The 26,092-nt window shown below is 50.0% G+C and carries 30 protein-coding genes; 24 read left to right on the plus strand and 6 right to left on the minus strand.

Going from position 1 to position 26,092, the window contains the following annotated elements; all coding sequences use genetic code 11:
• Positions 1–141: 141 nt before the first annotated feature.
• Together garD and DW817_RS04990 are read left to right on the plus strand one after the other, a co-directional pair.
• Entirely contained in the window at positions 142–1,662 is a 1,521-nt protein-coding gene (garD, locus tag DW817_RS04985; RefSeq protein ID WP_120111293.1) for a galactarate dehydratase, read from the plus strand.
• A gap of 92 nt (positions 1,663–1,754) precedes the next feature.
• Entirely contained in the window at positions 1,755–1,994 is a 240-nt protein-coding gene (locus DW817_RS04990) for a DUF1653 domain-containing protein (RefSeq protein ID WP_016459465.1), read from the plus strand.
• 464 nt (positions 1,995–2,458) lie between these two features.
• Here the strand turns inward: DW817_RS04990 and DW817_RS10605 are convergent, their stop codons facing one another.
• The 3 genes from DW817_RS10605 to DW817_RS10610 all read right to left on the minus strand — a co-directional run bounded on the left by DW817_RS10605 (position 2,459) and on the right by DW817_RS10610 (position 3,401).
• On the minus strand, positions 2,459–2,650 hold the full coding sequence (locus DW817_RS10605) for a hypothetical protein (RefSeq protein ID WP_165851870.1): 192 nt from the start codon (positions 2,648–2,650) through the stop codon (positions 2,459–2,461).
• A 249-nt stretch (positions 2,651–2,899) separates the two neighbouring features.
• A complete protein-coding gene (locus DW817_RS05000; RefSeq protein ID WP_021736499.1) occupies positions 2,900–3,118 on the minus strand; it encodes a DUF1858 domain-containing protein in 219 nt (72 codons plus the stop codon).
• A 142-nt stretch (positions 3,119–3,260) separates the two neighbouring features.
• Positions 3,261–3,401: a hypothetical protein gene (locus DW817_RS10610; protein WP_155883600.1), complete on the minus strand. Its 141-nt coding sequence runs from the start codon at positions 3,399–3,401 to the stop codon at positions 3,261–3,263.
• Between the two features lie 130 nt (positions 3,402–3,531).
• On the opposite strand from DW817_RS10610, the gene mraZ reads away from it, so the two are divergent.
• The 22 genes from mraZ (at position 3,532) to DW817_RS05115 (ending at position 22,804) form a co-directional block, all read left to right on the plus strand.
• The gene (gene mraZ / locus DW817_RS05005; RefSeq protein ID WP_016459466.1) at positions 3,532–3,954 is read left to right on the plus strand and encodes a division/cell wall cluster transcriptional repressor MraZ; all 423 of its coding nucleotides are present in this window, start codon (positions 3,532–3,534) and stop codon (positions 3,952–3,954) included.
• Between the two features lie 21 nt (positions 3,955–3,975).
• Positions 3,976–4,905, plus strand: coding sequence for a 16S rRNA (cytosine(1402)-N(4))-methyltransferase RsmH (rsmH, locus tag DW817_RS05010; protein WP_367401159.1), 930 nt, complete (start codon positions 3,976–3,978; stop codon positions 4,903–4,905).
• Positions 4,906–4,999: 94 nt separating this feature from the next.
• On the plus strand, positions 5,000–5,425 hold the full coding sequence (locus DW817_RS05015; protein WP_016459468.1) for a cell division protein FtsL: 426 nt from the start codon (positions 5,000–5,002) through the stop codon (positions 5,423–5,425).
• A 105-nt stretch (positions 5,426–5,530) separates the two neighbouring features.
• A complete protein-coding gene (locus tag DW817_RS05020; protein WP_009016201.1) occupies positions 5,531–7,021 on the plus strand; it encodes a UDP-N-acetylmuramoyl-L-alanyl-D-glutamate--2,6-diaminopimelate ligase in 1,491 nt (496 codons plus the stop codon).
• On the plus strand, positions 7,018–8,397 hold the full coding sequence (murF, locus tag DW817_RS05025; RefSeq protein ID WP_120111301.1) for a UDP-N-acetylmuramoyl-tripeptide--D-alanyl-D-alanine ligase: 1,380 nt from the start codon (positions 7,018–7,020) through the stop codon (positions 8,395–8,397). The genes DW817_RS05020 and murF overlap by 4 nt, the downstream gene beginning before the upstream one ends.
• Entirely contained in the window at positions 8,394–9,359 is a 966-nt protein-coding gene (gene mraY / locus DW817_RS05030; protein ID WP_009016202.1) for a phospho-N-acetylmuramoyl-pentapeptide-transferase, read from the plus strand. The genes murF and mraY overlap by 4 nt, the downstream gene beginning before the upstream one ends.
• Positions 9,360–9,375: 16 nt before the next feature.
• Positions 9,376–10,755 carry a UDP-N-acetylmuramoyl-L-alanine--D-glutamate ligase gene (murD, locus tag DW817_RS05035; RefSeq protein ID WP_120111305.1) on the plus strand — a complete coding sequence of 460 codons (1,380 nt, stop codon included), beginning with the start codon at positions 9,376–9,378 and terminating at the stop codon, positions 10,753–10,755.
• Positions 10,755–11,870, plus strand: coding sequence for an undecaprenyldiphospho-muramoylpentapeptide beta-N-acetylglucosaminyltransferase (gene murG, locus DW817_RS05040; RefSeq protein ID WP_009016204.1), 1,116 nt, complete (start codon positions 10,755–10,757; stop codon positions 11,868–11,870). The genes murD and murG overlap by 1 nt, the downstream gene beginning before the upstream one ends.
• Positions 11,871–11,874: 4 nt before the next feature.
• On the plus strand, positions 11,875–13,266 hold the full coding sequence (gene murC, locus DW817_RS05045; protein WP_021736486.1) for a UDP-N-acetylmuramate--L-alanine ligase: 1,392 nt from the start codon (positions 11,875–11,877) through the stop codon (positions 13,264–13,266).
• Positions 13,263–14,201, plus strand: coding sequence for a D-alanine--D-alanine ligase (locus DW817_RS05050; protein WP_009016206.1), 939 nt, complete (start codon positions 13,263–13,265; stop codon positions 14,199–14,201). Before murC ends, DW817_RS05050 begins: the two co-directional genes overlap by 4 nt.
• 5 nt (positions 14,202–14,206) lie before the next feature.
• On the plus strand, positions 14,207–15,067 hold the full coding sequence (locus tag DW817_RS05055; protein ID WP_120111309.1) for a cell division protein FtsQ/DivIB: 861 nt from the start codon (positions 14,207–14,209) through the stop codon (positions 15,065–15,067).
• Positions 15,068–15,082: 15 nt separating this feature from the next.
• A complete protein-coding gene (locus DW817_RS05060; RefSeq protein WP_009016208.1) occupies positions 15,083–15,775 on the plus strand; it encodes a DUF881 domain-containing protein in 693 nt (230 codons plus the stop codon).
• 1 nt (position 15,776) lies between these two features.
• Positions 15,777–16,103: a small basic family protein gene (locus DW817_RS05065; RefSeq protein WP_009016209.1), complete on the plus strand. Its 327-nt coding sequence runs from the start codon at positions 15,777–15,779 to the stop codon at positions 16,101–16,103.
• Positions 16,104–16,273: 170 nt separating this feature from the next.
• On the plus strand, positions 16,274–17,395 hold the full coding sequence (gene ftsZ / locus DW817_RS05070) for a cell division protein FtsZ (RefSeq protein ID WP_009016210.1): 1,122 nt from the start codon (positions 16,274–16,276) through the stop codon (positions 17,393–17,395).
• 23 nt (positions 17,396–17,418) lie between these two features.
• Positions 17,419–17,886 (plus strand): transcriptional regulator NrdR, encoded by a 468-nt coding sequence (gene nrdR, locus DW817_RS05075; protein WP_009016211.1) that lies wholly within the window; start codon positions 17,419–17,421, stop codon positions 17,884–17,886.
• A gap of 310 nt (positions 17,887–18,196) precedes the next feature.
• Positions 18,197–19,384 carry a type II secretion system F family protein gene (locus DW817_RS05085; RefSeq protein ID WP_009016438.1) on the plus strand — a complete coding sequence of 396 codons (1,188 nt, stop codon included), beginning with the start codon at positions 18,197–18,199 and terminating at the stop codon, positions 19,382–19,384.
• Between the two features lie 21 nt (positions 19,385–19,405).
• The gene (locus DW817_RS05090; protein WP_009016439.1) at positions 19,406–19,837 is read left to right on the plus strand and encodes a type II secretion system protein; all 432 of its coding nucleotides are present in this window, start codon (positions 19,406–19,408) and stop codon (positions 19,835–19,837) included.
• Positions 19,818–20,282, plus strand: a complete 465-nt coding sequence (locus DW817_RS05095; protein ID WP_009016440.1) for a hypothetical protein — start codon at positions 19,818–19,820, stop codon at positions 20,280–20,282. Before DW817_RS05090 ends, DW817_RS05095 begins: the two co-directional genes overlap by 20 nt.
• Positions 20,263–20,595, plus strand: coding sequence for a hypothetical protein (locus tag DW817_RS05100; protein WP_009016441.1), 333 nt, complete (start codon positions 20,263–20,265; stop codon positions 20,593–20,595). Before DW817_RS05095 ends, DW817_RS05100 begins: the two co-directional genes overlap by 20 nt.
• A complete protein-coding gene (locus DW817_RS05105) occupies positions 20,582–21,085 on the plus strand; it encodes a hypothetical protein (RefSeq protein ID WP_014128681.1) in 504 nt (167 codons plus the stop codon). Before DW817_RS05100 ends, DW817_RS05105 begins: the two co-directional genes overlap by 14 nt.
• Entirely contained in the window at positions 21,072–21,938 is an 867-nt protein-coding gene (locus DW817_RS05110; protein ID WP_243634070.1) for a hypothetical protein, read from the plus strand. Before DW817_RS05105 ends, DW817_RS05110 begins: the two co-directional genes overlap by 14 nt.
• Before the next feature lie 14 nt (positions 21,939–21,952).
• Positions 21,953–22,804 (plus strand): protease inhibitor I42 family protein, encoded by an 852-nt coding sequence (locus DW817_RS05115; RefSeq protein ID WP_009016444.1) that lies wholly within the window; start codon positions 21,953–21,955, stop codon positions 22,802–22,804.
• A gap of 62 nt (positions 22,805–22,866) precedes the next feature.
• On the opposite strand, the gene DW817_RS05120 is transcribed toward DW817_RS05115, so the two are convergent.
• Genes DW817_RS05120 through DW817_RS05130 form a run of 3 tightly spaced genes read right to left on the minus strand, consistent with a single transcriptional unit; the run spans position 22,867 to position 26,025 of the window.
• Positions 22,867–23,754 (minus strand): IS3 family transposase, encoded by an 888-nt coding sequence (locus DW817_RS05120; protein WP_120111320.1) that lies wholly within the window; start codon positions 23,752–23,754, stop codon positions 22,867–22,869.
• Positions 23,685–24,251, minus strand: coding sequence for a helix-turn-helix domain-containing protein (locus tag DW817_RS05125; protein ID WP_120111324.1), 567 nt, complete (start codon positions 24,249–24,251; stop codon positions 23,685–23,687). Before DW817_RS05125 ends, DW817_RS05120 begins: the two co-directional genes overlap by 70 nt.
• 49 nt (positions 24,252–24,300) lie before the next feature.
• Positions 24,301–26,025 (minus strand): NFACT family protein, encoded by a 1,725-nt coding sequence (locus tag DW817_RS05130; RefSeq protein WP_009016430.1) that lies wholly within the window; start codon positions 26,023–26,025, stop codon positions 24,301–24,303.
• Positions 26,026–26,092 lie beyond the last annotated feature (67 nt).

Raw genomic sequence — 26,092 nt, forward strand, 5'->3', positions numbered from 1 at the left:
CACTTAATTAAATTAAGTAAAGTACTAAAAAACTAGAAGATACTGGGTGATTGTAATCGTCCGACAACTTGAATTATAATGAAGTCAAGAGAGATGACGGGCTGCCGCGCAGCCTGTCCAAGGAAAAAGGGAGGTTTATTTATGACAGCTCCTCTTGTCATTCGTGTCAAGGACCGCGATAATGTTGCCATTGCCGTCCATGACCTGGAAACGGGCGTTGAAGTCATGCCCGGTGTTGTTACCCGTGACCCCATTCCACAGGCCCATAAGGTGGCCCTTGTGGATATACCCAAAGGGGGTGAAATTATCCGCTACGGGGTTGTCCTCGGTTATGCCAAGGATGACATTGCCTGCGGCAGCTGGATCAATGAACATATGCTGAATCTGCCCCAAAGTCCTTCCGTAGAACATATGGAATATGGGACCCATATTGTGCCGATGGAGGAACTCCCCACGCCGCCACGCACGACATGGATGGGTTATAAAAATACCGTCGGGCCTGCCGGTACGCGCAATATCCTCGGTATTGTGACGACTGTCCAGTGCGCTGCCGGTGTGGTCAACGTAGCCGTTCAGAAGATTAAACAGGAACTTTTGCCCAAATACCCTCACGTTGACGACGTTGTTGCCGTGAACCATCCTTATGGCTGTGGGGTTGCTATCAACGCCCCCCTTGCCGTCATTCCCATTCGTGCTGTGAGGAACCTTATCCGTCACCCGAACTTTGGTGGAGAAATCATGCTGGTTGGTCTGGGCTGCGAAAAACTGACCTATGACCGGCTTCTTGAAGAGAATGAAATCAATGCTGAAAACTGTCTCACCCTGCAGGACTGCAAGGGGCATGACGCCATGATGAAAGCCTTGATGGAAATGGCGGAACGGAAACTGCAGCGCCTCAATCAGCGGCACCGTGAAGTCCTGCCTTTATCGGAACTGGTTGTAGGTATGCAGTGTGGCGGCAGTGACGCCTTCTCCGGCCTTACGGCAAATCCCAGTGCCGGGTATGCTGCTGATATGCTTGTTAAGGGCGGCGCCACGGTCATGTTCAGCGAAGTTACGGAAGTGCGTGACGGTGTCCATATGCTGGCCGCCCGCTGCGTCAATAAGGAAGTGAGGGACAAACTGGCTGCCGAAATGAAATGGTATGATGATTATCTGGCTGAAGGCGGCGTTGATCGCGATGCCAACCCGACGCCAGGCAATAAAAAAGGCGGCCTTGCCAATATCGTGGAAAAAGCCATGGGTTCCATCGCCAAAAGCGGTACAAGCCCCATTGTGGAAGTCCTGTCGCCGGCTGAAAAACCGACCAAACATGGACTCATCTATGCCGCTACCCCGGCAAGTGACATTGTCTGCGGGCCGAGCCAGCTGGCAAGCGGCATTGGGCTGCAGGTCTTCATGACGGGCCGCGGCACCCCTTATGGCCTTGCCATCGCTCCTGTCATCAAAGTCTGCAGCCGCAATGAAATGAAGGACAACTGGTTTGACCTCATCGATATCTCGGCTGGCGGCGTTGCGACGGGAGAGAAGACCATTCCTGAAGTCGGAACGGAAATCTTCAATTATATCCTGGATGTAGCAAGCGGGACGAAAATCCCCTATTCCGACCAGTATGGCTTCCATAACGACCTATGTATCTTTAATCCGGCCCCGATTACCTGATAAAAAATGAAGCCCTTGCTCCATTTCATAGAGAGCAGGGGCTTTTTTTGCATCTATTTGCTGTGTTACAATGGAAAAAGGAGGAAAGAGCCATGGAAAGAGCACTGCCTAAAGCTGGGGAAACTTGGCTTCATTTTAAAAATAAACGCTATGAAATCATTGCCTGTCCCGTCATCCATTCAGAAACACGGGAACAGTACTGCGTCTATAAAGCACTTTATGGCGATGGCGGCATCTACTGCCGCCCCCTCGACATGTTCATGAGTGAAGTGGACCATGTCAAGTATCCTGACGTAAGGCAAAAATATCGGTTTGAAAAGATTGGGAAGTAGAAGAAAATCGCTTGGCACCGGCGTAAGGCAAAAGACCCGACAGGGACGGTTCGATGCATTCTGCATCAAACCTAAAGGAGAATAAAAGAGGGAAAGCCTCAAACTGAATCAAGACATGCATTCGGTTTGAGGCTTATTCTTTGGGCTGGCAACGCAGATGGACCGATAGGGACCGGAGGCGAAAAAGGTTTCCTACATCATCCGAAAAAAATCCAAGGAGCGGCCCGCCCAAGGGCTCCATTTTTTCGGACGTCTTAGAAATGAGATTGTGGTACGTACCTTCTTGCGACGGGACATGTCATCATTGGCATCAGATATATCTTTTTAAAGCCAATGATGACACGCAACTGCATCGAATCGGAGCGATTTTTGCTCCGAGTAGATTCTACAGGCAGAAAGGGAAACGTCGTTTTCGTTTGCATGCAAAATCCTCAGCAAAGATGAAGGAGAAGGTGAGGGCCATTCTAGACAGCAACAAACCAACTTCGAATGAGGATAGGTCCATCAGGCTGAAACAGTTCATCTAAGGATGGATCAATGATTTCAAGCTGGCAGACATGAAACAGCTGCTCACGGAAGTAGACACATGGATACGGCGGAAAATCCTGGGCAATCGACTGGAAACAGTGGAAGAAGGTGCGAACAAGGTGCCGCATGATACGCCACTGCGCGATTCCAGAATGGAAAGTGCATGAACTGGTAAATTGCCGAAAAGGACCATGGAGAGCGGCGCTTATGCTGAGCTCGGTCCTTACGAACAAAAAAATAGCCCGCCCTGGTTATATATCCATGACGAGCTATTACAAATAAGTATGTGAAAACGAGGAAACCGCCGCGCTTTGAACGGTACGCACGGTGGTGTGAGAGGAGTGATTTCTATTTAGAAATCACTCCTCTCGATTTTCTTATTCCTTGTCTCCTTCAGCAGCAGCGATGCAGTCGTTGATGTCTGCAATGAGGGCATCGACGTCCAGCCCGTGGGCAGCTGCGCCCTGGCCGATGGTTTCAAAGTTGGCGGCCATGCAGCCGACACAGCCGAGGCCATATTGCATGAAGATTTCGATGATCTCCGGATGCTGCTGCACCGTGAGGATAATCGGGGAATCTGCAGTGACTTTTTCCATGGTAGGATAACCTCCTTGTTCTTTTATCCTAGTCATTATATCGGAGAGGTACAAAGAATGCAATACTTCCCAAAAAGATGGAAGGGAAAGAATACAAGTTCCATACCTAGGTAGGGTAAAATAGAGGCTTTTTGTTAAAATTTCATATATCTAAATAAAGTGATATAAAAATTTCATAGAAACCACCAAACATACAAGGTATTGTACCTGTTTTCATACCAACCACAATACCTTGTGCTTTTGTTTCTTTGCTTCTTTGGCTGTCCAATTTGATTTCCCCCACATGGGAAAACCCTAGGTAAAATCAGGCTTTTTCGCTCCTAATTGAATTGATTTTTTGGATATTGTGCTTTATAATGGGGAAAAGTGGTGGAAAGTGGTGAATTTCGGAAAGAAAGGTGGGAATTGCGGCCATGCTCATGGGTGAATATGAACATAGTGTAGACGCCAAAGGCCGTCTTTTTGTTCCTGCCAAACTCCGGAGTGAATTGGGTAAGACGTTTGTCATCACCAAAGGAGTCGATGGCTGTATCGATGTCTATCCCATGGATGCCTGGGATCGTCTGCAGCAGAGCTTTGCTCAGCAGACGCTCCCCAAGAAAAAAGCCCGTGATGTTTCCCGCTTCCTTTTTGGCAATTCCATGGAAGTGGAACCGGATAAACAGGGCCGCATCCTTCTGCCGCAAACGCTTCGCAAATTTGCCCAGATCGAGGGCTTGGCGACCATTATCGGTACGGGGACCAAGGCGGAAATCTGGGATACCAAGCGGTATGAAGCTTATAGCAGTGAAGTGGAAAGCGATGTTGCCGCCATCGTGGAAGATCTTGAAATTTAGTGACTGAAAAGAGGGATGACGGTGAACTTTGTACACAAAAGTGTGCTCCTAAGGGAAAGCGTTGACTGGATTGTCACCGATCCCAAAGGGATTTACGTCGACTGCACGTTGGGCGGTGCTGGTCATTCCCATGCTATAGCTGAAAAATTGGACCCGGAAGGTCTCCTTATTGGCATCGATCAGGATGAAGACGCCATTATGGCTGCCTCAAAACGTCTTGAGGATGCTGCGTGCAAGGTCAAGATTGTTCATTCCAATTTCCGAAACCTGGGAACCATCCTTGAGGGACTGAATCTACAGGAAGTGGACGGCATCTTTTTTGACCTCGGCGTTTCTTCTTATCAGCTGGATACGCCGGAACGGGGGTTTTCCTATATGCATGATGGTCCTCTTGATATGAGGATGGACCAGGAGGGAAAACTGACGGCTGCTGACGTGGTGAATACATACAAGGAAGAAGACTTGGCAGACCTGATCTATAAGTATGGGGAAGAACGCTGGAGCCGTCGTATCGCCCAGTTTATTGTGGAAAAACGAAAGGAAAAGCCGCTGCGCACAACAAGCGATCTTGTTTCAGTAATCAAGGCCGCCATTCCGAAAAAGGCCCGTCAAGATGGACCTCACCCCGCCAAACGGACTTTTCAGGCGATTCGGATCGAAGTCAATGATGAACTGAAGATCCTTGATACGACAATGGAAACGGCTGTCAAACACCTTAAAAAAGGGGGACGCATTGGCGTCATTACCTTTCATTCTTTGGAAGACCGCATCATCAAGCAAAGTTTCAAACGAATGGCCAAAGGATGCATCTGTCCGCCGGAACTGCCCGTTTGTGTGTGCGGGCACAAACCAGAACTAAAGAAGCTGAAGGAATTTATTCCGTCGGAAACGGAATTGGAGGATAATCCTCGCGCTCGGAGCGCACGGCTCCGCGGAGCCATCAAGATATAGGATCCTTACCTTATAAAGGACCATTCCTGATGCGTAAGAAAAGCGGGGAGAGAGTACTCGCTGGATGAATGAATCAGTAGTAGGGGATATTGCCATGCTTAAAAATAAACACAAGGTCTATGGGACCTTTGCCTATCATACGGCTTATAACTATGGAAATACGGCAGCACAAGAGGAACCGCTTTACGAGGTACCTTTCTACGAGCCTGCCAAAAAAAGCCGAACTCGGTCCAAGGTGGCTTCCGCTGCTAGCAAGAAATTTGTACTTTCTATCGTAATCATGTTAATATTAGTAGCTGCCAATACCTTTCTTGCAAAAGTTGTCATGGATCAATCCTATAACCTGATCCAGATGAAGAAGCAGGAAGCGGCGCTCATCGACAAGAATGTAACCCTTCGGATTGATGTGAGCCGGCTCAAGAGCCCCAACCGCATTGCTTCGATTGCCAGTAAAAAATTAGGCCTCAATACAGCGAGAGAAAATATCTACGTCAATATTAACGTGCCCCCAATAAAATAGGGTTCCTTTGGCGTGCTGTATTGGGCTTATCCTGAAAAAAGGCAGCCACCATTGGCTGCTCTTTTTACGTGGCAGCGATTTTGTAACCATTGAGGAGGAATTATTATGGAAAGAACGCTTCAAGACGTGATTTCCCATATTAAGGGATGTACCGTGACAGGCGACCCAAAAAACAAAATCATTACGGACCTTACGATTGATTCACGGACGGCAGGCAAGGGCAGTCTCTTCATTTGTCTTGTTGGCGTCCATACAGATGGTCATGCCTATATCGAAAAAGCAGCAAGCTTAGGGGCGGAGGCAGTCCTTGTGGAAAAGGACGTGCCGCCTGTACCGGGACTTGTCATGATCCGTGTGAAGAGTACACAGGAAACCATGACGGAACTTGCTCCGTGGTTTTATGATTATCCTGCTCAGAAGATGCGCATGATTGGCATTACAGGGACCAACGGCAAGACAACAACTACCAATATCCTGCGAACCTTGCTCACTAATACGGGCCATAAAGTAGGACTCATTGGAACCATCAATATCATGATCGGCGATGAGGTGGAAGCAAGTCACAATACAACGCCCGACGTGGTGGATCTGCAGCGGACCCTTTGCCGCATGGCAGATGCAGGCTGTGATTATGTCGTAATGGAAGTGTCAAGCCACGCCTTGGCCCTGAATCGTGTCGCCGGCATCGAATATGATACGGCGGCCCTTACAAACATTACCCAGGACCATCTTGATTTCCACAAGACCATGGAAAATTACCGTGAGGCCAAGGCACTGCTCTTTACCCATCTCCATGAAGGCCGCAAAAAGGGAAAGACGGCCATCTTCAACATGGATGACGCGTCCAGCCCACTGATCATGAACCGCGTGAAGACAAAGGTCATGACCTATGGCAAAGCACGGACCAACGATGTGTATCCCATCCGCTTCCATGTCGGGGCCAAACATATGGAACTGTCCCTTCATACGCCGGAAGGGAATATGGACTTAAGGCTTCACATTACAGGGGAATTCAATGTTTATAACGTCATGACCGCGGTCTGCGCTGCGTTAGCGGAAGGCCTCAAGCATGATGATATTGTCCGCGGCCTCGACAATTTTGCCGGTGTGCCCGGTCGCTTTCAGCTCATCGATGCAGGCCAGCCCTTTACGGTTATCGTGGACTATGCCCATACGCCGGACGGTCTGGACAATGTCCTAAGGACTGCAAGACAGATCACCAAGGGCAGATTGTGGGCCGTCTTCGGCTGCGGCGGTGACCGGGATGCCAAAAAGCGTCCCATCATGGGAAAGCTGGCTCTGGAGCTTGCTGATATCCTTGTTGTTACGAGCGACAACCCGCGCAGTGAAGATCCGGACACCATCATTCGCGATATCGAGACGGGTTTTTCAGACAATCCGCAGCATAAAGAAATCTATACTATTTCCGACCGTCGGGAAGCAATTCAATTTGCTATCTCCCATGCACGCCCGGAAGATGTTATAATGATTGCCGGAAAAGGTCATGAGAACTACCAGATCCTCAAGGACCGGACCATTCATTTTGATGATGGGGAAGTTGTTCGCGACTTCTTCCGGAAGGGAAACAGAGCATGATCAAAATCGATCTCATAAAAAAAGCAACGCAGGCAAAGACGCTTCTTCCTGACAGTGTAGATTTTATTGATGTTTCCACTGATTCCAGAAGCATAGGGCCGGGGACGCTCTTTGTAGCACTCCGGGGTGAAAAGTTTGATGGTCATGATTATGTGGCAGCCGCCCTTGAAAAAGGAGCTACAGCCGCTCTCGTAGATCATAATCCGGGTGTGGCGCCGCAAAAATGCATCCTCGTGCCTGACACACTTAAGGCCTATCAGGAGATTGCCTCAGCGTACCGACTTTCCAAGAAGAACCTCAAGGTCATTGCCATTACCGGGTCGAACGGAAAGACGAGTACGAAGGATATGACGGCAGCGGCTCTTGCTGCCCGTTACAACGTCGTTAAGACGCAGGCAAACTTCAATAACGAAATTGGCCTTCCTATGACGCTCCTGCGCATCAAGGACAATACGGAAGTAGCAGTTGTCGAAATGGGAATGCGCGGTCTTGGACAGATTCGTGAGATGAAGCAGATTGCCTATCCTGACGCCGCCATCATAACCAATGTGGGGGAAACCCATTTGGAACTTCTTGGCTCTTTGGAAAACATTGCAAAGGCAAAAAGTGAGATTCTGGAAGACTTTACGAAAGACAACTGGGCCGTGCTCAATGCCGATGACCCCCGCGTGTCTGTCATGAGGACCGGGGCCTCGGTGCGGACCTATGGCATCGACCATGACTGTGATGTAAGGGCACGGGATATTACGACCATTGGCCTTGTGACCTGCTTTACCTATGAAAGCAAGATCACTGGCGCTAAGCAGAAGGTGGCCCTGCCCATGCTGGGACGCCACAATGTCATGAATGCTCTTGCGTCCATCACCATGGCGGAACTTTACGGTGTACCTGATACGGCCATTGCGGAATCCCTGCAAAACATCAAGATGACAGGGAAACGGCAGGAATTCCTGCGCCTTGGCGATAAGACCATCATCAATGATGCCTATAACGCCAGTCCCGCTTCCGTGGCCGTGGCTTTTGAAACGCTTCAAGAAGTGGTGAAGAACCAAGGCTATGGCAGAGAGATTGCCGTCCTTGCCGATATGCTCGAACTGGGGAGCGTCAGCGAAGAAAGCCACCGCAAAGTAGGACACTGGACGGCAGTCTATGGAATCGAGGAAGTCATTTGCTACGGGAAAGAGGCCCGCTTTATTTATGAGGAAGCAAAAAAGGCCGGCGTTTCCGCCCATTATGCATCTGATAAAATTGAAGCTGCGTCCCTCTTGAAGGACCTTGTGAAGACTGGAGACGTGATCCTCCTTAAAGGTTCCCATTCCATGGAAGTTGACACGGTTGCGGACCTTGCTTTTGGGAAGGAAGGCCTCCAGAAATGAATATCACGTTCTTTTGGCAGTTTGCGACAGCGTTTGCATTGACCGTTTTCATTGGAAAATTCCTGATTCCGGAACTGCATAAATGGCATTTTGGACAGAGCATCAGGGAATGTGGCCCGAAGGAGCATCTCAAGAAAGGCGGTACGCCCACCATGGGTGGAATCATGATGATTCTGGCCGTCATTGCAGCAAACCTTTTATGGAACGGTCATGACCGGACCATGTACCTTGCCCTTTGGCTTTTTGTGGGGTACGGACTCATCGGATTTATTGACGATGGCCTCAAGATTTTCTTTAAACGCAATTTGGGGCTTACGTCCAAACAGAAGATGGCCCTGCAGATCCTTGTTGCTGGTATCTACCTATTTTTACCCGGTGACGTACTAAGTACCCGTCTTTGGATTCCCATCCTTAATGTGACCGTCAACCTTGGCACGGCTGGGTATGCTCTTTTTATCCTGCTGCTCCTTGTAGGAACCACCAATGCCGTAAACCTGACCGATGGCCTTGACGGCCTTGCTGCCAGCGTAACCGTCTTTGTGATGCTGGCCTATTCGGCCATTGGCTTTTTGGCTGGCGAGCGTTCCATCAGCTTGTTCAGTCTTTCCATTGTAGGCAGCTGCCTTGGCTTTTTGGTCTATAATCATCATCCGGCCAAGGTTTTCATGGGCGATACCGGTTCCCTTGCCCTTGGCGGAGCGGTTGCCGCGGCGGCCATTGGGTCCCATACGGAACTGCTGCTTGTGATCATTGGCGGCGTCTATGTCTTGGAAACCCTGTCCGTCATCATCCAGGTAACGTACTTTAAGCTGACGGGCGGTAAACGTGTCTTTCGCATGACACCGATCCATCACCATTTTGAGCTGGGCGGCTGGAAGGAAACGAAGGTCGTTGCTCGGTTCAGTATGCTGAGCTTACTTCTTTCCCTTGTGGGATTTTTTATCTATACAAACCGATTTTAACTAGGGGGCGTCTATCTTGGCACAACATGATTTCGTATTCGTTTATGGCGCTGGCATCAGCGGCCAGGGCGTGTCCCAGGTCCTACTCGACCAGGGCGAAAAAGTAATTTTATATAATGATGAACAAAAGGATTTGGAACAAACGTTTCGTGAGGATATGAAAAAACGGGGTGGGGAAATCGTCTTTTCCGAAGACCCCCGACCCTATCTGAAAAAGAGCAAGCTTTTCATCATTTCCCCAGGGATCCCCTTTACGACAGATGTCGTAAAAAAAGCCCGCGAGGAGAAACTCGAAATCATTGGTGAAGCAGAATATGCAAGCCGCCTCTATAAAGGCCACTGGGTGGGCATTACGGGAACGAACGGCAAGACGACAACAACGACCCTTGTTTCTCGGATGCTTGCAACGCTGCCGGTTCCGACGACGGTTGCCGGCAATATCGGCTATGCCCTTTCCAAGGAATTGGAACACATGGGACCGGAATCCTATGTGGCGGCTGAATTGTCAAGTTTCCAGCTCGAGGGAATGACGACCTTCCATCCGCAGATTGCCTGTATCGTCAATATCACGCCTGACCATTTTGAACGGCACGGCAACATGGAAAACTACATCAACGCCAAGGCTCAGATTTTTGCCCATCAAACGGCAGAGGATGTGCTGGTCTTGAATTATGACAATGAACCTGATCGTAAGCTTGCATCCCGCGCGGCAAGCCGTGTCTTTTTCTTCAGCACCGAAGAAAAACTTGAAAAGGGAGCCTGGATCGAAGAGGGAAACTTTGTCTTTGATGTCGATGGCTCGAAGCATGTGGTCTGCAAGGTGTCCGATCTGAAAATTTTTGGCGCCCATAATGAGCAAAACGTTCTTGCAGCCATCCTTTGCTGCCACTTTGCTGGCGTCACCGTAGAAAATATGGAAAAGGTCCTGAAAGCCTTTGAAGGGGTGGAGCACCGTCTTGAATATGTGACGACTATCAAGGGCGTGCCGTATTATAACGACTCCAAGGCAACGAATACTGATTCTGCTGTGAAGGCCCTTGAAGCCTTCAAGGAAGGGCATGTGATCCTTATTGCCGGTGGTCATGACAAGATGACGGACCTTACGGAATTCATGCAGGTGACGGCTAGGAAAACAGATGCCTTGATCCTTTTGGGAGAGGCTCGCCAGCGTTTTTTAAAAGCGGCCAAAAAAAATGGTGTCAAGAACATCGTCATGTGTGATGGCTCCTTTGAAGACGCTGTGCGCCTAGCGTACGATATGGCCAAACCACCTCAAGTTGTGCTCCTGTCGCCGGCCTGCTCTTCCTATGATATGTTTGCAAACTTCCCGGAACGGGGACGTGTCTTTAAGTCCATTGTCCATACACTCAAAAAGGAAGCAGGGGAGGAAGCATAATGAAGGTCCTCATTGCTGGCGGTGGTACGGGCGGCCATATCTACCCGGCCCTGACCATTGCTGATGCCATTCGGCACAAGGTCCCTGATGCGGAAATCACCTTTGTCGGGACGCGTAAGGGACTCGAAAGGGATATTGTTCCCCGATATGGATATCCGTTGGAATTTATCCGCGTCGCCGGGTTTGAACGCCATCTGGGTGTGGGAACGCTCAAAAGCGCGGCGGCTCTGGTCAGCGGAATGAGCGACGCCTACAACCTGGTGAACCGAATCGAACCTGATCTTGTTATAGGCACGGGCGGCTATGTTTGCGGGCCTGTCCTTTTTTGGGGCGCCATGAAACGGGTACCTACGGCAATCCAGGAACAAAATGCCATGCCCGGCGTGACCAATAAGATCCTTTCCCATTTTGTGGATAAGGTCTTTTTGGGTTACAAGGATGCGGAAAAATATTTTTCCACTCATGCTAAGATGATTGTTACAGGCAATCCAGTTCGCCGAGATGTCACGGAAGCAGATCGGCAGGAAGGGTATAAGAAGCTCGGCCTTGATCCCATGAAAAAGACCCTCCTCGTCTTTGGCGGGTCAAGGGGAGCGCGGACCATCAATGAAAGTATGGTCTATGTGGAAAAGAAACTTGCTGGAAACCGAAGAATCCAGATTCTCCACGCGACGGGAGATTTAGGCTACAAGGCCCATTTGGAGGCTTTGGGAAGCTTTCTTGAAGGGGCTGACAATCTTCACATTGTGAATTATCTCCATGAAATGCCCCTTGCACTTTCTGTTGCCGATCTTGCGGTTTCACGGGCTGGGGCCATTGGCCTTGCGGAACTCATGGCGCGTGGCATCCCGTCCATCCTTGTTCCATATCCCTATGCAACGGCGAACCATCAGGAGTACAATGCCCGGGCCCTCAAGGCTCAGGGAGCAGCCGAAGTTATTCTCGATAGGGAGCTTACGGGAGAGACTTTGTATAACGTGATGGAACGGCTTTTGAAGGACCCCGATCTTTTGAACATGATGCATCGGGGGGCCCTGAAAGCAGGACAGAAGGATGCGGCGGACCGTATTGCCGCAGAAGCCCTTGCCATGACCGGTGAGGGTAGGGAGGGATAACAGCGTGATCGATTTGGATCAGATCAAAAACATTCATTTTATCGGCATTGGCGGCGCCGGCATGAGTGCCCTTGCCAATGTCCTCATTAAACGCGGGTTCCATGTCTCTGGGTCCGATGCAAAACCGGGAGACATGGCGACCAAGCTCGCAAAAGAAGGTGCCCTTGTCTTTATCGGCCATGCTGCCTGTCAGATTGAGCGAGCCGAGGTCATTGTCGTTTCAACGGCCATCCATCCAGACAATCCAGAGCTGGTGGAAGCTCACAAGCGCGGTGTTCCTGTCATTCATCGCAGTGACGTCCTGGCTTATCTCATGAATAAGCATAAAGGCATTGCTGTAGCCGGTGCCCATGGAAAAACAACGACAAGTTCTATGCTGAGCCTTATTACCTGTGATAACGGCATCGATCCGACTGTCGTCGTAGGTGGCGTGGTCAATAATCTAGGAACCAACTCCGTCAATGGCAAAAGCGATTATGTCGTAGCAGAAGCTGACGAAAGCGATGGGTCCTTCCTTAAGTTCCGTCCTTATTTGGCTGTCATTACAAATATTGAAAATGACCATCTGGACCATTATGGAACGGAAGAAAAGATCCAGGAAGCCTTCCAGCAGTTTGTCGATCAAGTCAAGGAACAAGGCAAGGCCATTCTTTGCTATGATAATGAAAAGGTGCGCCGCGTCGGGGAAAAGACCACGACCGAGGTCATCAGCTATGGCATCGACGCAAAGGATGCGGACTACCGCGCCGAAAATATCGAATATGGTAAGGATGGCACCCACTATGATATCCTTTTCCGCGGTAAAAAGATCGGAAAAGGCCATCTGATCGTGCCGGGCCGGCATAATGTCCTCAATGCCTTGGGCGCTTTGGCAGCGGCTCGTGAACTGGGTCTTTCCGTGGAAGAAATTTCTAGGAGCCTCGAAAAGTTTACGGGAGCTAAACGGCGCTTTGAGACCAAGGGACGGGTACGCGGCATCTGGGTCGTCGATGATTATGCCCATCATCCTACGGAAATCAAGGTTACGCTAAAAGCTGCGCGCCAGACGCAGCCCAAACGGCTGATTGTTGTTTTCCAGCCCCACCGTTACACGCGGACACAGCTCCTGCTTGACGAATTTGCCGTTGCTTTCAAGGAGGCTGATGAACTCATTGTGACGGATATCTATGCTGCCAGTGAGGATCCCATTCCCGGCATTTCAGGCAAGATGCTGGCTGAGACCATCCAACGGACGACGGGGCAGGATGTGAGCTATATGAGCGGTTTTGAATCCATAAAAAACTACCTTGTGGATCATGCAGCCGCCGGTGACCTTGTCATGACCATCGGTGCCGGCAGTATCAATCAGCTGGGCGCAAGCCTTGTGGAAGCATTGGAAGGGAGTCATAAAGCATGATGAAGACAAAACGAATTGGCGTTGTTATGGGCGGCCCCAGCAAGGAGCGGGAAGTATCCCTGAATACAGGCTCGGCCATTGTGGAAGCGTTAAAGGAAAAAGGTTATGACGCGGTACCCATCGACCTTGATCCGTCCCTTTTCCCCTCCCAGATTGAGGATGCAGGAGTTAAAGTCGTTTTTAATGCCGTCCACGGTCTTTATGGAGAAGATGGAAGGCTGCAGGCCGTCCTTGAAATGCTTGGCGTTCCTTACACAGGGTCGGGCGTTCTTTCAAGCGCCATTGCCATGAATAAGTTCTACACCAAGCGAATGTTTGAAGCAAACGGCGTAAAGACCGCTAACTGCCTTTATCTAACCGATAAAGACAGACAAACGGCCAAACAAGATATCATCCGTAAGCTTGGAATTCCTTGCGTCGTCAAACCGGCAGAACAGGGTTCGAGCATTGGCGTGACCATCGTCAAAAAGGAAGAAGACCTGGATAAGGCCCTTGAAGAAGCGTTTTCCTATGGAAAACTGGTCCTTGCCGAAGCTTTCTTTACGGGTAAGGAAGTGGCCGCGGGCGTCATGATGGATAGCAGTGGAAACCCGATTGCGATGCCCCTTGTCCTCATTGAGCCCCATGTCGACTTTTATGACTACCACAATAAATATACTAAGGGAGCCACGACCTACACCTGCCCAGCACCTTTTGATGAATGCCTGACAAAGGCGCTCCAAGAAGAAGCCGTCAAGGCCTATAAGGCCCTTGGCTGCAGTGGGGTCGCCCGCGTTGATGAAATGGTTGACGCAGAAGGCAACTTCATCTGCCTTGAAGTAAATACCATTCCTGGCATGACGGCAACGAGCCTTGTGCCAAAAGCAGCAAAGGCCATGGGTCTGTCTTTCCCGGATCTGTGTGAAAAGATCCTTGAGACGGCTCATTTGGGCTAATTGCTATGGAACCGCCAAAGTGGAATCGGCAGCCTTTTCGCCCGCCCGTGCCGCCTGCCCCTCATGAAAAAGGGAAAGGAAAGGAGGCTGGGGAAAGACGGACCGGTAAAAAACGAAAGAAACACTGGCATTTCAGGCCGTCCCTCATGCTCCCCAGTCCTTCCCCCCGTGTGGTGAGCGCGCTCCTTGCCTTCTTGGTTGCCTTTGGACTCTTTTGGTTCCTGATCCATCGTCCGGGTCTTCATATTGGGAAAATCCGCATCATAGGGGCCACCTATGTCACGCGGGAAGAAGTCTTGGAAGAAGGCGGCCTGTGGGAACCTATCAATGTCCTTGATATTGACCGAAAGCAGCTGATCCAGAATCTTGAAAAGGATGTACGCATTGAAAAAGCGAGCATTTCCTTTGCCTTTCCTACGTATTTTGATATCCATATCACGGAACGGCTGCCCGGCCTGTACGTGGAATGTGATGGTCCGCAGTTTGCTAAGGTTTCCTATTCAGGACACGTCCTTGCCGTCCATAGCAGCATCCCTGACGCGACAGCACCGCTATTGACAGGCTATCATGGGGGTAACCTCATGGAAGGAGACGAAATCGAAGATGAGGATGTAAGGGGGCTCTTGCAGTTTTTGGGCCGCTTGGAACCTTCCATTCAGGACCAGATTACGGAAGTTTCCATGGATGGGCGGAAGCAGATCACTATCCATCTGCGCCGGAGCCTTCCCATTATCGTTGGCGATGCGGAAAATGCCAACAAAAAGATCGATACCTTTGTGATGCTCTGCCGGGAAATGGGGAACCGGAAATTCAAGGGTAAATATATCGATATTACGTATGAACAGCCTTATGTCAAGCTCGAGTAGAAGGAGAACGCTCTAATGGCTTATAAAGATAAAAAAGAGAAGTTCTTCATGTTTCTCGTTTTCCTTGTGCTCGGAATCATGGTCTCCACGCAGTTTCGCAGTGCCGAAATGCAGCGGAGCCATAATATCAACCAGCAACGGGCCGAGGATTTGGTAGAGAAACTCAAGACTTCGGAAAAGGAAAAGACGGCCCTTCAGGAACGGGTCAAGAAACTGGAAGAAACCGGTGCAGGCAACAGCGATCCCAAGGAAACCTTTGCCATGAAGATGCGGGCAGGGGAAGTGACCATGCAGGGACCCGGCGTCGAAGTGACCTTGGATGACAGCAAAGTGCCGGCCAAACAGGGGGAAGACCCAAACCTTTACATCATCCACGATGATGACCTCCTGCGTATCCTCAATGAATTGCGGGCAGCTGGCGCGGAAGCCATTTCCCTGAACGATCAGCGCATCCTCGATATTTCGGAAGTGCGCTGTGCTGGACCGACCGTTTCCGTCAACAACACACGGTTTTCACCGCCTTATGTGGTCCGTGCCATTGGCGACCCCAAACGACTTGAAAGTGCCCTGCGCCTGCGCGGCGGTGTGGTCGAGACGCTGAAGTTCTGGGGGATTACGGTCGATGTGATCAAAAAGGACCAAGTGACGGTTCCCGCCTTTGAAGGGACCCGCCATTATGAGTTTGCCAAACCAAAGGAGGAGAAGTGATATGGTCTATGCCATCTTTGGTCTAGCTCTAGGTATTGCACTGGGTGCTTACCTGCCGGTCTTTCCCCAGGTCTACAGCAAGCTTGTTGCCGTTGCCTTTATGGCGTCCCTTGACGCTGGTTTTGGCGGACTTCGTGCCGTAAAAGAAGGAACCTATGACAGCAGTGTCTTCATTAGTGGCTTTTTTGCAAACGGTCTTTTCGCTGTTTTTCTCTGCTATTTTGGCATGAGATTAGGCATTGACCTTTATTATGTAGCCGTTTTAGCCTTTGGCCTCCGGATCTTCAATAACATTGCCATTATCCGCCGGCTATTCATGAAAAAGTAGGAGTTCAGATCGGGGTTCCCAATAAAGAACTCAAAAAGCGAAAGGTTTCTTGAATTTTCTTGTAAAAGTGCGTGAAATAAAGCGCGCCAAATGGTATACTATAGTACAGGATATTTTTAAGATTACAATCTAAATCTATTCAGATAATCGATGTGAGGAGGACCATGGAGATGTTTGAAGCGGAAAAGCAACAGGCTGGGCAACAGCCGCTGGAAAAAATCAAAGTTATCGGTGTCGGTGGTGGCGGAAACAACGCCGTAAACCGCATGATCGATACGGGTCTGCAAGGTGTTGAATTCGTGGCTGTAAACTGCGATGCACAGGCACTGATGACCAGCAAGGCCCCCACCAAGATCCAGATTGGTGAAGAAGTAACGAGAGGACTCGGCGCAGGTGCCGATCCGGAAGTCGGTGAGAAAGCGGCCCAAGAAAATAAGGACCAGCTGGCAGATCTCCTCAAAGGTTCGGATATGGTCTTTGTTACGGCCGGCATGGGCGGTGGTACTGGCACGGGGGCTGCCCACATCGTGGCTGAATGCGCAAAACAGGCTGGCGCCCTGACTGTTGGTGTTGTCACCAAACCGTTCACTTTCGAAGGCCGCCGCCGCTATAATGTTGCCGAACAGGGCATTGCCAACCTCAAGAGCAAGGTTGACGCCCTCATTACCATCCCGAACGACCGTCTTCTCCAAGTTGTGGACCGCCGTACGAGCATGGTTGATGCATTCAAGATTGCCGATGACGTCCTGCGTCAGGGTGTCCAGGGCATTAGTGACCTCATCAGCGTGCCTGGTCTGATCAACGTTGACTTCAATGATGTGAAGACCATTATGTCCAATGCTGGTTCTGCTATGATGGGTATTGGCTCTTCCAATGGGGAAGAAGGCGCTGCCGCTGCTGCAGAAGCGGCCATCAAGAGCCCGCTGCTTGACAGTACCATTTCCGGTGCCAAAGGGGTGCTCCTTAACATCACGGGCGGCCCGAACCTGTCCTTGATCGATGTCAACGAAGCCAGCAAAATCATCACCGATGCCGTTGATCCGGATGCCACCATCATCTTTGGAGCTTCCATCGACGAAAACATGGGTGACACCATCCGTGTCACTGTCATCGCCACGGGGATTGATGACACCAATGGCGGTTCCATCAAGGCTCCGAAACCGGCTCCTTTCACCAAACCGGAAACCCCGCAGAGCCGTTTTACCAAGGCTGCTGAAAAAGAAGCTGCTGGCAAGGTTGGCTCCTTCGGCGCTCCGAGCTCGGAGATTCCGCCCTGGATCCGCAATAAATAAGGAATCCTTTTGAGGTAACGCTTATGAAATGTCCATTCTGTTCCTATGCTGACAGCCGTGTCATTGACTCCCGTTCCGTTGATAACGGGACTTCAATCAGACGCCGTCGGGAGTGCCCGGAATGTGGGCGCCGTTTCACGACTTACGAAAAATACGAGGAAACGCCGCTCCTGGTCATCAAAAAAGATGGCCGCCGGGAACTGTTTGACAGCCAAAAATTGACCAACGGCTTGCTGAAAGCTTTCGAAAAAAGACCTTTCTCCTATGAACAGATCCAGTCCATCGCGTCTGGTATTGAACGGGACCTGAGGGCTTTGGGCGAAAGTGAGGTCAAATCGACCCTCATTGGCGAAACCGTCATGAAGGCACTGGAAAAGATTGACCAGATTGCCTATGTCCGCTTTGCTTCTGTCTATCGTCAATTTGCTGATGTAAATAGTTTTATGCAGGAAATCCAAGGCATGCTGAGCAAGATGGACGACAAAAAATAATTACTGAAACCGAGGAAGAGCTGTGAAGCAAGATGCTTCATGGCTCTTTTCCTTTTGCCCGAACAGGTGCGCCTTTGCGGTAAAAGTTTTTTTCTTCCTTCGCAAGGGTCCAGGGTTCTATTATTTTCGCGGCACTTTTCCTAGGGTCTTGATGACTAACCTGCCATCCCTTTTGCTTTAGCACAGCAGCGCAGGTCAAGACGGTCCTTTTATTTTCCAGTTGCAGCGTGAAAACGCACATTTATCTGGGGTAACAAGGAATGAATGGCTCCATCTTGAATAAAGAAGACGAGCAAAGGAGGAATGACTCATGAAACGATACCGCTACAAAGTACGGACAGGAAAGGGGGCGATCATGAGCGGCGTCCTTTTGGCGGAGCATAAAGGCGAAGCCTTACAGGTCCTTAAGGGGGAACATGACCGCATACTCTCCCTTAAGGAAGATTGGTTTTCAGTGAAAGGAACGAGGCAGCATTTTTCAGATGGAGAGCGGGAACGGCTCTTCAAGGAACTGGGTATCCTGCTTAAAAGTGAGATTCCCATCTTGCGAGCCTTGGACATCATGGGACTGCGGGGAAATGCGAAAGTAGCCTTCCTCTGTCGGCGAATCGGCGAGGAACTGAAGAAGGGAAGATCCTTATCAAAGGCCCTTTTGCGGTACGAACAGGCGATTGGGGCCTTGGCTCCAGTCCTTTTGGAAGCGGGAGAAAAAAGCGGCAGGACCTCCGTTTTGTGTCTGCGTCTATCTGATTCCTATCGCCGCAAACGGGAGCTTTGGAAGGAAATGATGGGAGCCCTTTTTTATCCCCTCTTGGTCCTGGGGCTAGGCGGTCTCGTCGTCCTTTATTTCATCATCGCCATCCTGCCCCTATTTGTTGGTCTTTATGGAGAGCTCAATCTTTCTGTTCCTACCGGGCTGTCGCTGATGATGATCTTACGGAGGACCCTGACAGATCATCCTTTGGTACTGGTCTTTGTCATGTTGGGACTTGTTATTTTTCACCATGGGATTCGCCCTTACAGGCTTCGCCTTTTTCTTGTCATTCCCCCCTGCCAGAGGGCTTATGGCCGCTTTTGGGAAGTTCGCTTCGTGGGATTATTGGCCCTTCTGCTTGAAAGCGACCTTTCCCTCCATGAAGCCTTGGAAGAAGCACGGAACCTTTTGCCCAAAGGACCGTTGCGTCTTGAAGGACAAAAGCTCCTGCGTGCAGTGACGAGCGGTGATTCATTTTCGGAAGCGGCCCTTACGGCGCCGCTTTTGATCTCACCCCTGACGAGGGAACTTCTTAGCATGGGGGAAGAAAGCGGGCGCCTTCCGCAAATGCTTAGCGAGGCTTCAAGCCTCTTGATGGAGGAACTGACCTTGACCCTAAAGACAGTCAAGCGTCTGATGGAACCAATCCTTTTGGTTTTTATGGCCGGTGTCAGTGTCCTTATCCTCTATGGGGTCATGTCCCCCCTAATGGGCCTTATGAATGGGCTGCCTACAGCTATATAGTACAAAAAGGAGAAATGAACCATGCTAAAGAATATCAGTTGTCATCAAATCATTATGAAGCAAGACAAAGGATCCCAAATAAAAAAGAAAAAAGGCTTTACCCTCCTTGAAATCCTCATTGTCCTTGCCATCTTGGGCGTTATGGCAGCAGCCTTGATTCCTTCCATCAAAAGTGCCATGAATAAATCCCACGATACGCAGCTGGTCATGAATTTGACCACACTTGACAGTGCGGCGAAGGTCTATGAAATGGAAAAGGGCATGGCTCCTCAGTCCGTTGACGAGCTTGTCAAGGGAAAGTATGCCCCGGATAAGGACTATGGGGGGATTACCCTTGAAAGCGCAGAAAACGGGGGAACCGGATGCGTTTTTTCTGGCACCTTGAGCAGCGGCGAAACGGTGCGCAGCAGTGAATTAGGAAAGAAGGGCGGTCATGGCGGCACTGATGCGTAAGCGCGCTGGTTTTCTCATAGGGGACATGCTGGTCGGAATCAGCTTTCTGACCTGTTTCCTCGTCTTTTCCCTGCCCCTATTGAGGACCATCCAACATGAACAGGATTATTCCCGCCTTGCCCTCTGGACCTACGAGGCAGCCAGCGTCATTGCCGCGGCCCAGGATGGGGCCCTCCTTGAGAATCGTCCCGTCTATAGGGCGGACGTAGGGCCAAAGGGCATCTGTGTCAGGCATGAAAAGCTTAGGGAATGGCCCCTTTCCTTTGACCTTGAGGCGCCTTCCATTACCATCAGCGGGCCACGGCAGCTTGTCTTTACAACGAGCGGTGCCCTTAAAGGCGGGATGGAGACCATTTTCCTTGAAACAAATAATAGAACGGAAAAACGGGAATTCACTTTTGAACCAGTAAGGGGGCGGCTGACCTATGCTGCGCACCTGCCCTAAGGCTCGAGGATTCGTCCTCATCGATTATTTATTTGCCACATGGCTCATGTCCCTTTTGTGTTTTTTCATCCTGGAGGCCTTTTCTCTCGGATTATGGTGGACGCGTACTTGGGAGGCCCGGGCCTACGCTCAAAAGGTCCTGCGTCATTTTGCCGCTACAGGTCAGAAGGCTCCCCTTTTGGATCCCTATCTGTGGGTGGAAACAGAGCGAATCGTTCCTGAACTGCCCCAGATCAAGGAACGGCAGGCAGCCATCTATGAACGGCCTTGTCGGCGGCTTCTTGCCCGCGTGGTACGCTATGAAAAAAGATAAGGGCTTTGTGGCCTTTGAATGTATGCTGTTCGTCCTTCTTTTCGCACTCCTCATCAGCCTTTGCGCAAGGGCCGGCGGGCGATTTGTCGCGTTGTCATCGAAGCTCCTATCCAGCTGGGAACTGCGCCGGGCAGCGGTGGATCTTGACTGCCGCTTTGAACATTATTTTCGTTATGAAGCACTTGCTGTTTCCATCAAAAAAGGGAGCTCCGGCGATGTGCTGGAGCTATGGACCCGTTCCCCGTATCAAACGATCCAGTACTATGCGGCGCCCTCGCCCCAATCTGGAAGGGAAACCCTTTACATCAGCGCCCAGGAAGGAATGAAGCCGCCTGGCATCAATCCGCTCACGGGGCCTCATTTACGGATCCTTGATTTTCATGCTGAAAAACAGGAAAGTAACCAGATTGCGGTTTCCTGTACCTTTGTCCTTGTCAAAAACGGGGCAAGGCGCCCCTTTAAGGAGGTCTATGCCTATGGACTTTGGTAGAAGAAGGGGGGTTGTAACGGGGGTTATCCTTGTTCTCATTGTGGCGGCCGCGTCCCTTATCATGAATCTTGTCCGGAGTCTTTATTCAAGATGCGAAAAGCAGCGCTTTCTTTGGCAAGCGGAGCAACGCACTGCCCTTTTCTTTTCCTTCTGTAAGGCAAGGGAAGGAGAGTCTTTTGCCCGAGAAGGCCATCGCCTTGTTGTGCGCGGTCCAAAAAGCGGAAGAGAGCCTATGTATCGCTTGGTTGTGAAAACACGCAAAGTAGGAAAAGCGCTTGTGAAGGAAGAAAAAACGGAACTTCAAAGCACTGACGAAGCGGTCCTGCGGTCCGCTTCGCGCTATGAAGTTTCGCCCCCAGGTGGAAGGATGCACCCTCATTATCAAACGTTGTTTGCACCGGGAAAGACGACTTACACGGCGGCTTTTCCCCTCTTCCTGGAAGGCGACTTTGACGAAATCAGCAAGAAGGGACCTGATTTCCCTACAGGGCCGTTCCTTCAGATGCCACTTCGGGGCTACGCTTATGTGGCCCGCAAAAAAGCACTTCGGATTCCCCCGAACATGGCGGTCACAGGAAGGGCCCTTGTAGTAGCGCCCTATGGGGCAGTTCTCAATGACGGCGTCCAACTGACAGGGCCCATGGTCATCTTTAGCTTTTCTGATATTGTTGTCGGGCAGGGGGCCGTACTCAAAAAGGTTCTTCTTTTTACGCCGAAACGACTGATTGTCGGAGATTATTCACAAATTGATGGTATAATGGCTGCAGGGCGGTCTGTGACCCTGGGGGAAGGCACGCGCTACAGGCGGGATGAATCTCTCCTTACCCCCTACCGGACACCCTATATCTTTTAGGCGGAGGTTACCTTATGATTGGAAAGAAATGGATGTTGGCCCTTTCCTGCGCAGCCCTCTTGGCAGCGCCAGCGGCAGGCTTTGCTTTTGGCCATACGACAGTTGTCGCAGATCCACGTTTGGGGGGATCGGTCCCTTATATTGATGGGCTGCGGGAAACTTATCTGCAAAATAATGTGAATGGAATTCTGCGGTCCCGGGCAGAAGCCCTGCAGAAAAAGGCTGGGGAAGGTGCTCGCCTTTCCTATGAAATCACTCTCAACCGTCCGAGCCTTGTTAGTTTTGTTCTGAAAGCGGAAGGCCAGCGTACGGTCTATGACGGTGTCACCATTGATACGGAAGCTGGCAGCGTCCTTGATGAAAAGGACCTGCTCTACACAAAAAGTGCAGACTATGAGCGGCTCCTTGACGGCAAGCATTATGTCTTTGGGGAAACGGGCATCCTGGCAGAAAGTACGGATGGAGGCCCCTTTACGAACCTGATTCCTTATGCTGACCTTACGGGGGCCATCAACGTTGGCGGCGGGGCGCGCCTTCTCACGAGCTACAAGCTGACCAAGGAAGCAGCCGGAAAGACCCTATCCGTGAAGCCGGGCGAGCTTGTTGCCCTCTATCTTGATGCCAACCCGTCCTTAGGTCTTGAGTGGACCCTTACAGGCGCGGACCTAGGTCGCGGCGTTGTCGACATGGGGCATTCCTTCTATTTGCCCATGGAAAACCCTACGGGCCGCGGTGGTTCCCCGGGTCAAACCATTTTGTTCCTGACGTTCAGTCAGCCTGGAAACTATGAGGTTACGGCCCTTTATGGAAAGAAGACGGCCAAGACGCCTTTTAATGAACTTGTCTACCATTTTGCCGTCAAATAAAAAAGTAAAAAGAACCGGACCTTTGTGATGTGTACCCCAAAAACTGGACGCATATAAATTAGTTAAATGGCATTAGTGGATGTTTCCCGATATATTTCGGGAGGCATCCATTTTGTTTTTTTCTGAATCCTTTCCTTGTTGAAATCGTGAATGTATTCTTTCACTGCTTTAGCAAATACCTTGAACGAAGTGTATTCTTTTTCGCTTCCGTAATACATTTCATTTTTCATCCGACCAAAAAAGATTTCCATAATACTGTTGTCATAGCAGTTGCCCTTACGCGACATTGACTGTATAATTCCATGCTTTTTCAATTCACTTCTGTAAAATTCATGCTGATACTGCCATCCCTGATCCGAGTGCATAATTAACCCCTGTAAATTCCTGAATTTATTAAAAGCTCGGTTCAGCATCCTTTTGATTTGGTTAAGATTAGGAATCATCGCTAAATCATAGGAGATGATTTCGTTCGTATTCATATCCAGGATAGGGGAAAGGTAGCATTTTCCCCATGAGAAATGAAACTGTGTTACATCCGTTGTCCATTTCTGCAGTGGCCTGTCCGCTTTAAAGTTTCTCTGGATGATGTTGCCGGCCACTTTTCCGACTTCTCCTTTATACGAATGGTACTTTTCTTTCGGACGCTTGCCAAACAGCTTCAGGTCATGCATGATACGCTGCACCCGTTTGTGATTGATATGGAAGCCGCGGTTCACCAGCTCGTGACAAACGCGCCGAACACCATATCTCTGCTTATTTTCCTCGAATATGTGACAGATTGTTTCCGTAATTGATTTGTTTCTTTCTTCTACACGATCGGTACGCTTCAATTCATAGTAGTAGGTCGACTTCGCTAATCCCGAGAATTTTAACAGGTACTTTAACGGGTGTCCTTCCTGGCGGAGTTCCTGGATGACTGCTGCTTTTTCGCCTTGAGCTGCGCAGCCCATTTTTGTCGTCTCAAGGCGATTTGTTTTTTTATTACAGCATTCTCCGCTTTTATGTAGGCATTCTCTGCGCGCAGACGAATTAATTCTTCCCGTTCACTTTCATTTAATGGTTTGGGGCTCTTCGTATTTCTTTTCATGGTCTGACCCTTTCTATGATGACCTTTCTTTTTACTTACGAGCCCATTATACCCCTCTTCTCTGTATTTACGAACCCATTGGTACAAAAGACCATAGCTCATACCATATTGACAGGCGACAGCCATCATTGACTGTCCGGCATTTACTTGTGAAACCAATTCAAGTTTCTCCTCTGGGGACCATGCCTTGTAATGTGCTTTGTGACACAATGCTCCCGGTCCGCCAGCCTGTTCGATACGATTCCAAGTACGAATCTTGTTACGGAAATTTGCTGTTTTAATTCCTTTAGGTGTTTTTACCCACTTACCTTGACGATAAAGTTCTACACACATCAGCTTAAATTCAGTCGTATAACGCAAATGTACCCTCCTTACTGGGTGTCTAGTAAAGAGGGTACATTTCATTGGGTCACGGTTCTTTTTTTGGCTCCGCGTTGATGGTTTTTTGGTTGGTGAAAATGACAAAGCCCGGCTTGGCTCCGTTTGGCTTTTTTACATAGCGGCGCTGCGTGCAGTCGATGGAAACGCGGCTGGAAAAGCGTCCTTTGCTGTAGTAAGCGGCGATTTGAGCAGCCCGCAGGATATCTTCTTCCCTGGGGCTTGGAAGGGTCGTTTTCAGAATGACATGGGAGCCCGGAATGTTCTTGGCATGGAACCAAAGATCATGGGCGCGTCCTAGTTTGAAGGTGACATAGTCATTCTGCTTGTTGTTTTTTCCCACATAAAGGAGGGTGTCTTCCGAAAGAACGACTTTAAGCGGAACTGATTTGGACTGGACCGCCATCTTTTTACGGGGCTTGGGAAGGAGGCCAAGGGCAATGATTTCTTCCTTGATTTCTGAAACATCCCCTTTGGTGATGGCTGTATCCAGGGACGCGTCAAGACTTTCCAGATAGGCAAGGAGACTATCCGTTTCAGCTTGCTGGGTATGAATCTCGCTCACTGCCCGTTTATACTTGTTATAGCGTTTGTAGTAGGCCTGGGCATTTTCTATGGCCGTCAGCTGGGGCTGGAGCGCAATGGTAAGGGGTTCATTGGTATAGATGTTTTGGAGCGTTGCTGCCTGTTCCCCCTTCTTTATGGCAGTTCCATAAGCCATAAGTGTATCGGCCATGATCTTTTGAGTATCGGCGTCTTCGGCCCGCAGGAGATCTTTTTCTAGGGCCTTCTGTTTTTTCTTGGTTTTTGCCATGTGGCTGAGGACGAGCTTTTGCAGTGTGTCCTTTTCGGGAATCTGGATGGGAACGAGGCTGGCGCTATACAGCAGGGCGGCTAAGAGGGAAGGAAAGGAACGGGCTGTCATCTTTTCCCCTACATGGGCCTCATAGGCAGTTAGGTGCTTCATCCGGTTGCGCCCATCGATTTGGGCCATGACGGTCTGGATTTCCCCTGTCAGATGGGCTTTTACCTCTTCTTGGATGGAGAAGATGGCTTTTTCAAGGGCCGCTGCTTCCTTTAGGGAAAATAGGGCCGGTGCCTTGTCAAAGCCTGCACGGTAGACGGTCTCCTGGGCGGATTCTTTTCCGATGCCGACAGTTACCGCAATGAGGGCGGCGGTGAGACTATCTTTCCCGCTTGCCACACAAGCCTCCCTGATGGCATGGGGGTCACCTTCAAGAAAGGAAATGCCTTCCCCAAGGGGCGGCGCTTCATAGGGCTTATTTGGCAAGATCTGGCGCACGCGGCTTTCTTTCTTTCCAATGTGGCGGAGAGCGTCGACGATGAGCCCTGTTTCATCAACAAAGATGATGTTGCTGTTTTTTCCTGTCAGTTCAAGAATCAGTTTTTTTGTGATGATCTTGCGTTCCCGGCCAATCAGATCGATGCCTATGACAAGAACGCGGTCAAGGCCCAGCTGCGTGATGGACGTAATGCGGCCTTCTTCAAGGTGTTTACGAAGGAGCATGCAGAAACTGGGCGGCCTATCTGGCCGTTCAGGAAGACGCTCGGGAAGTGTCACGAGGGGGGAATCCCCGGATAGATCAATGAGCAGGTTTTCGGTATGGGTTTGGAGCGTAATCTGAAGGAGCAGGGAATTGCGGCTCGGCATGAAAATCTTATAAATCCTGCCGTTTTCCAGATGGTCCCGCAGCTCTTTAGTAAGAACGCGTAAGGTCATGCCTTCGAGGTTCATGAAAAAGCCTCCTTTTGGCTTATATTTGCACGATTTCCCGTTTTTTTATATAATATATGGATACATT

Origin of the sequence: Acidaminococcus sp. AM33-14BH (assembly GCF_003603525.1) — a bacterium.
Taxonomy (GTDB): domain Bacteria; phylum Bacillota; class Negativicutes; order Acidaminococcales; family Acidaminococcaceae; genus Acidaminococcus; species Acidaminococcus intestini.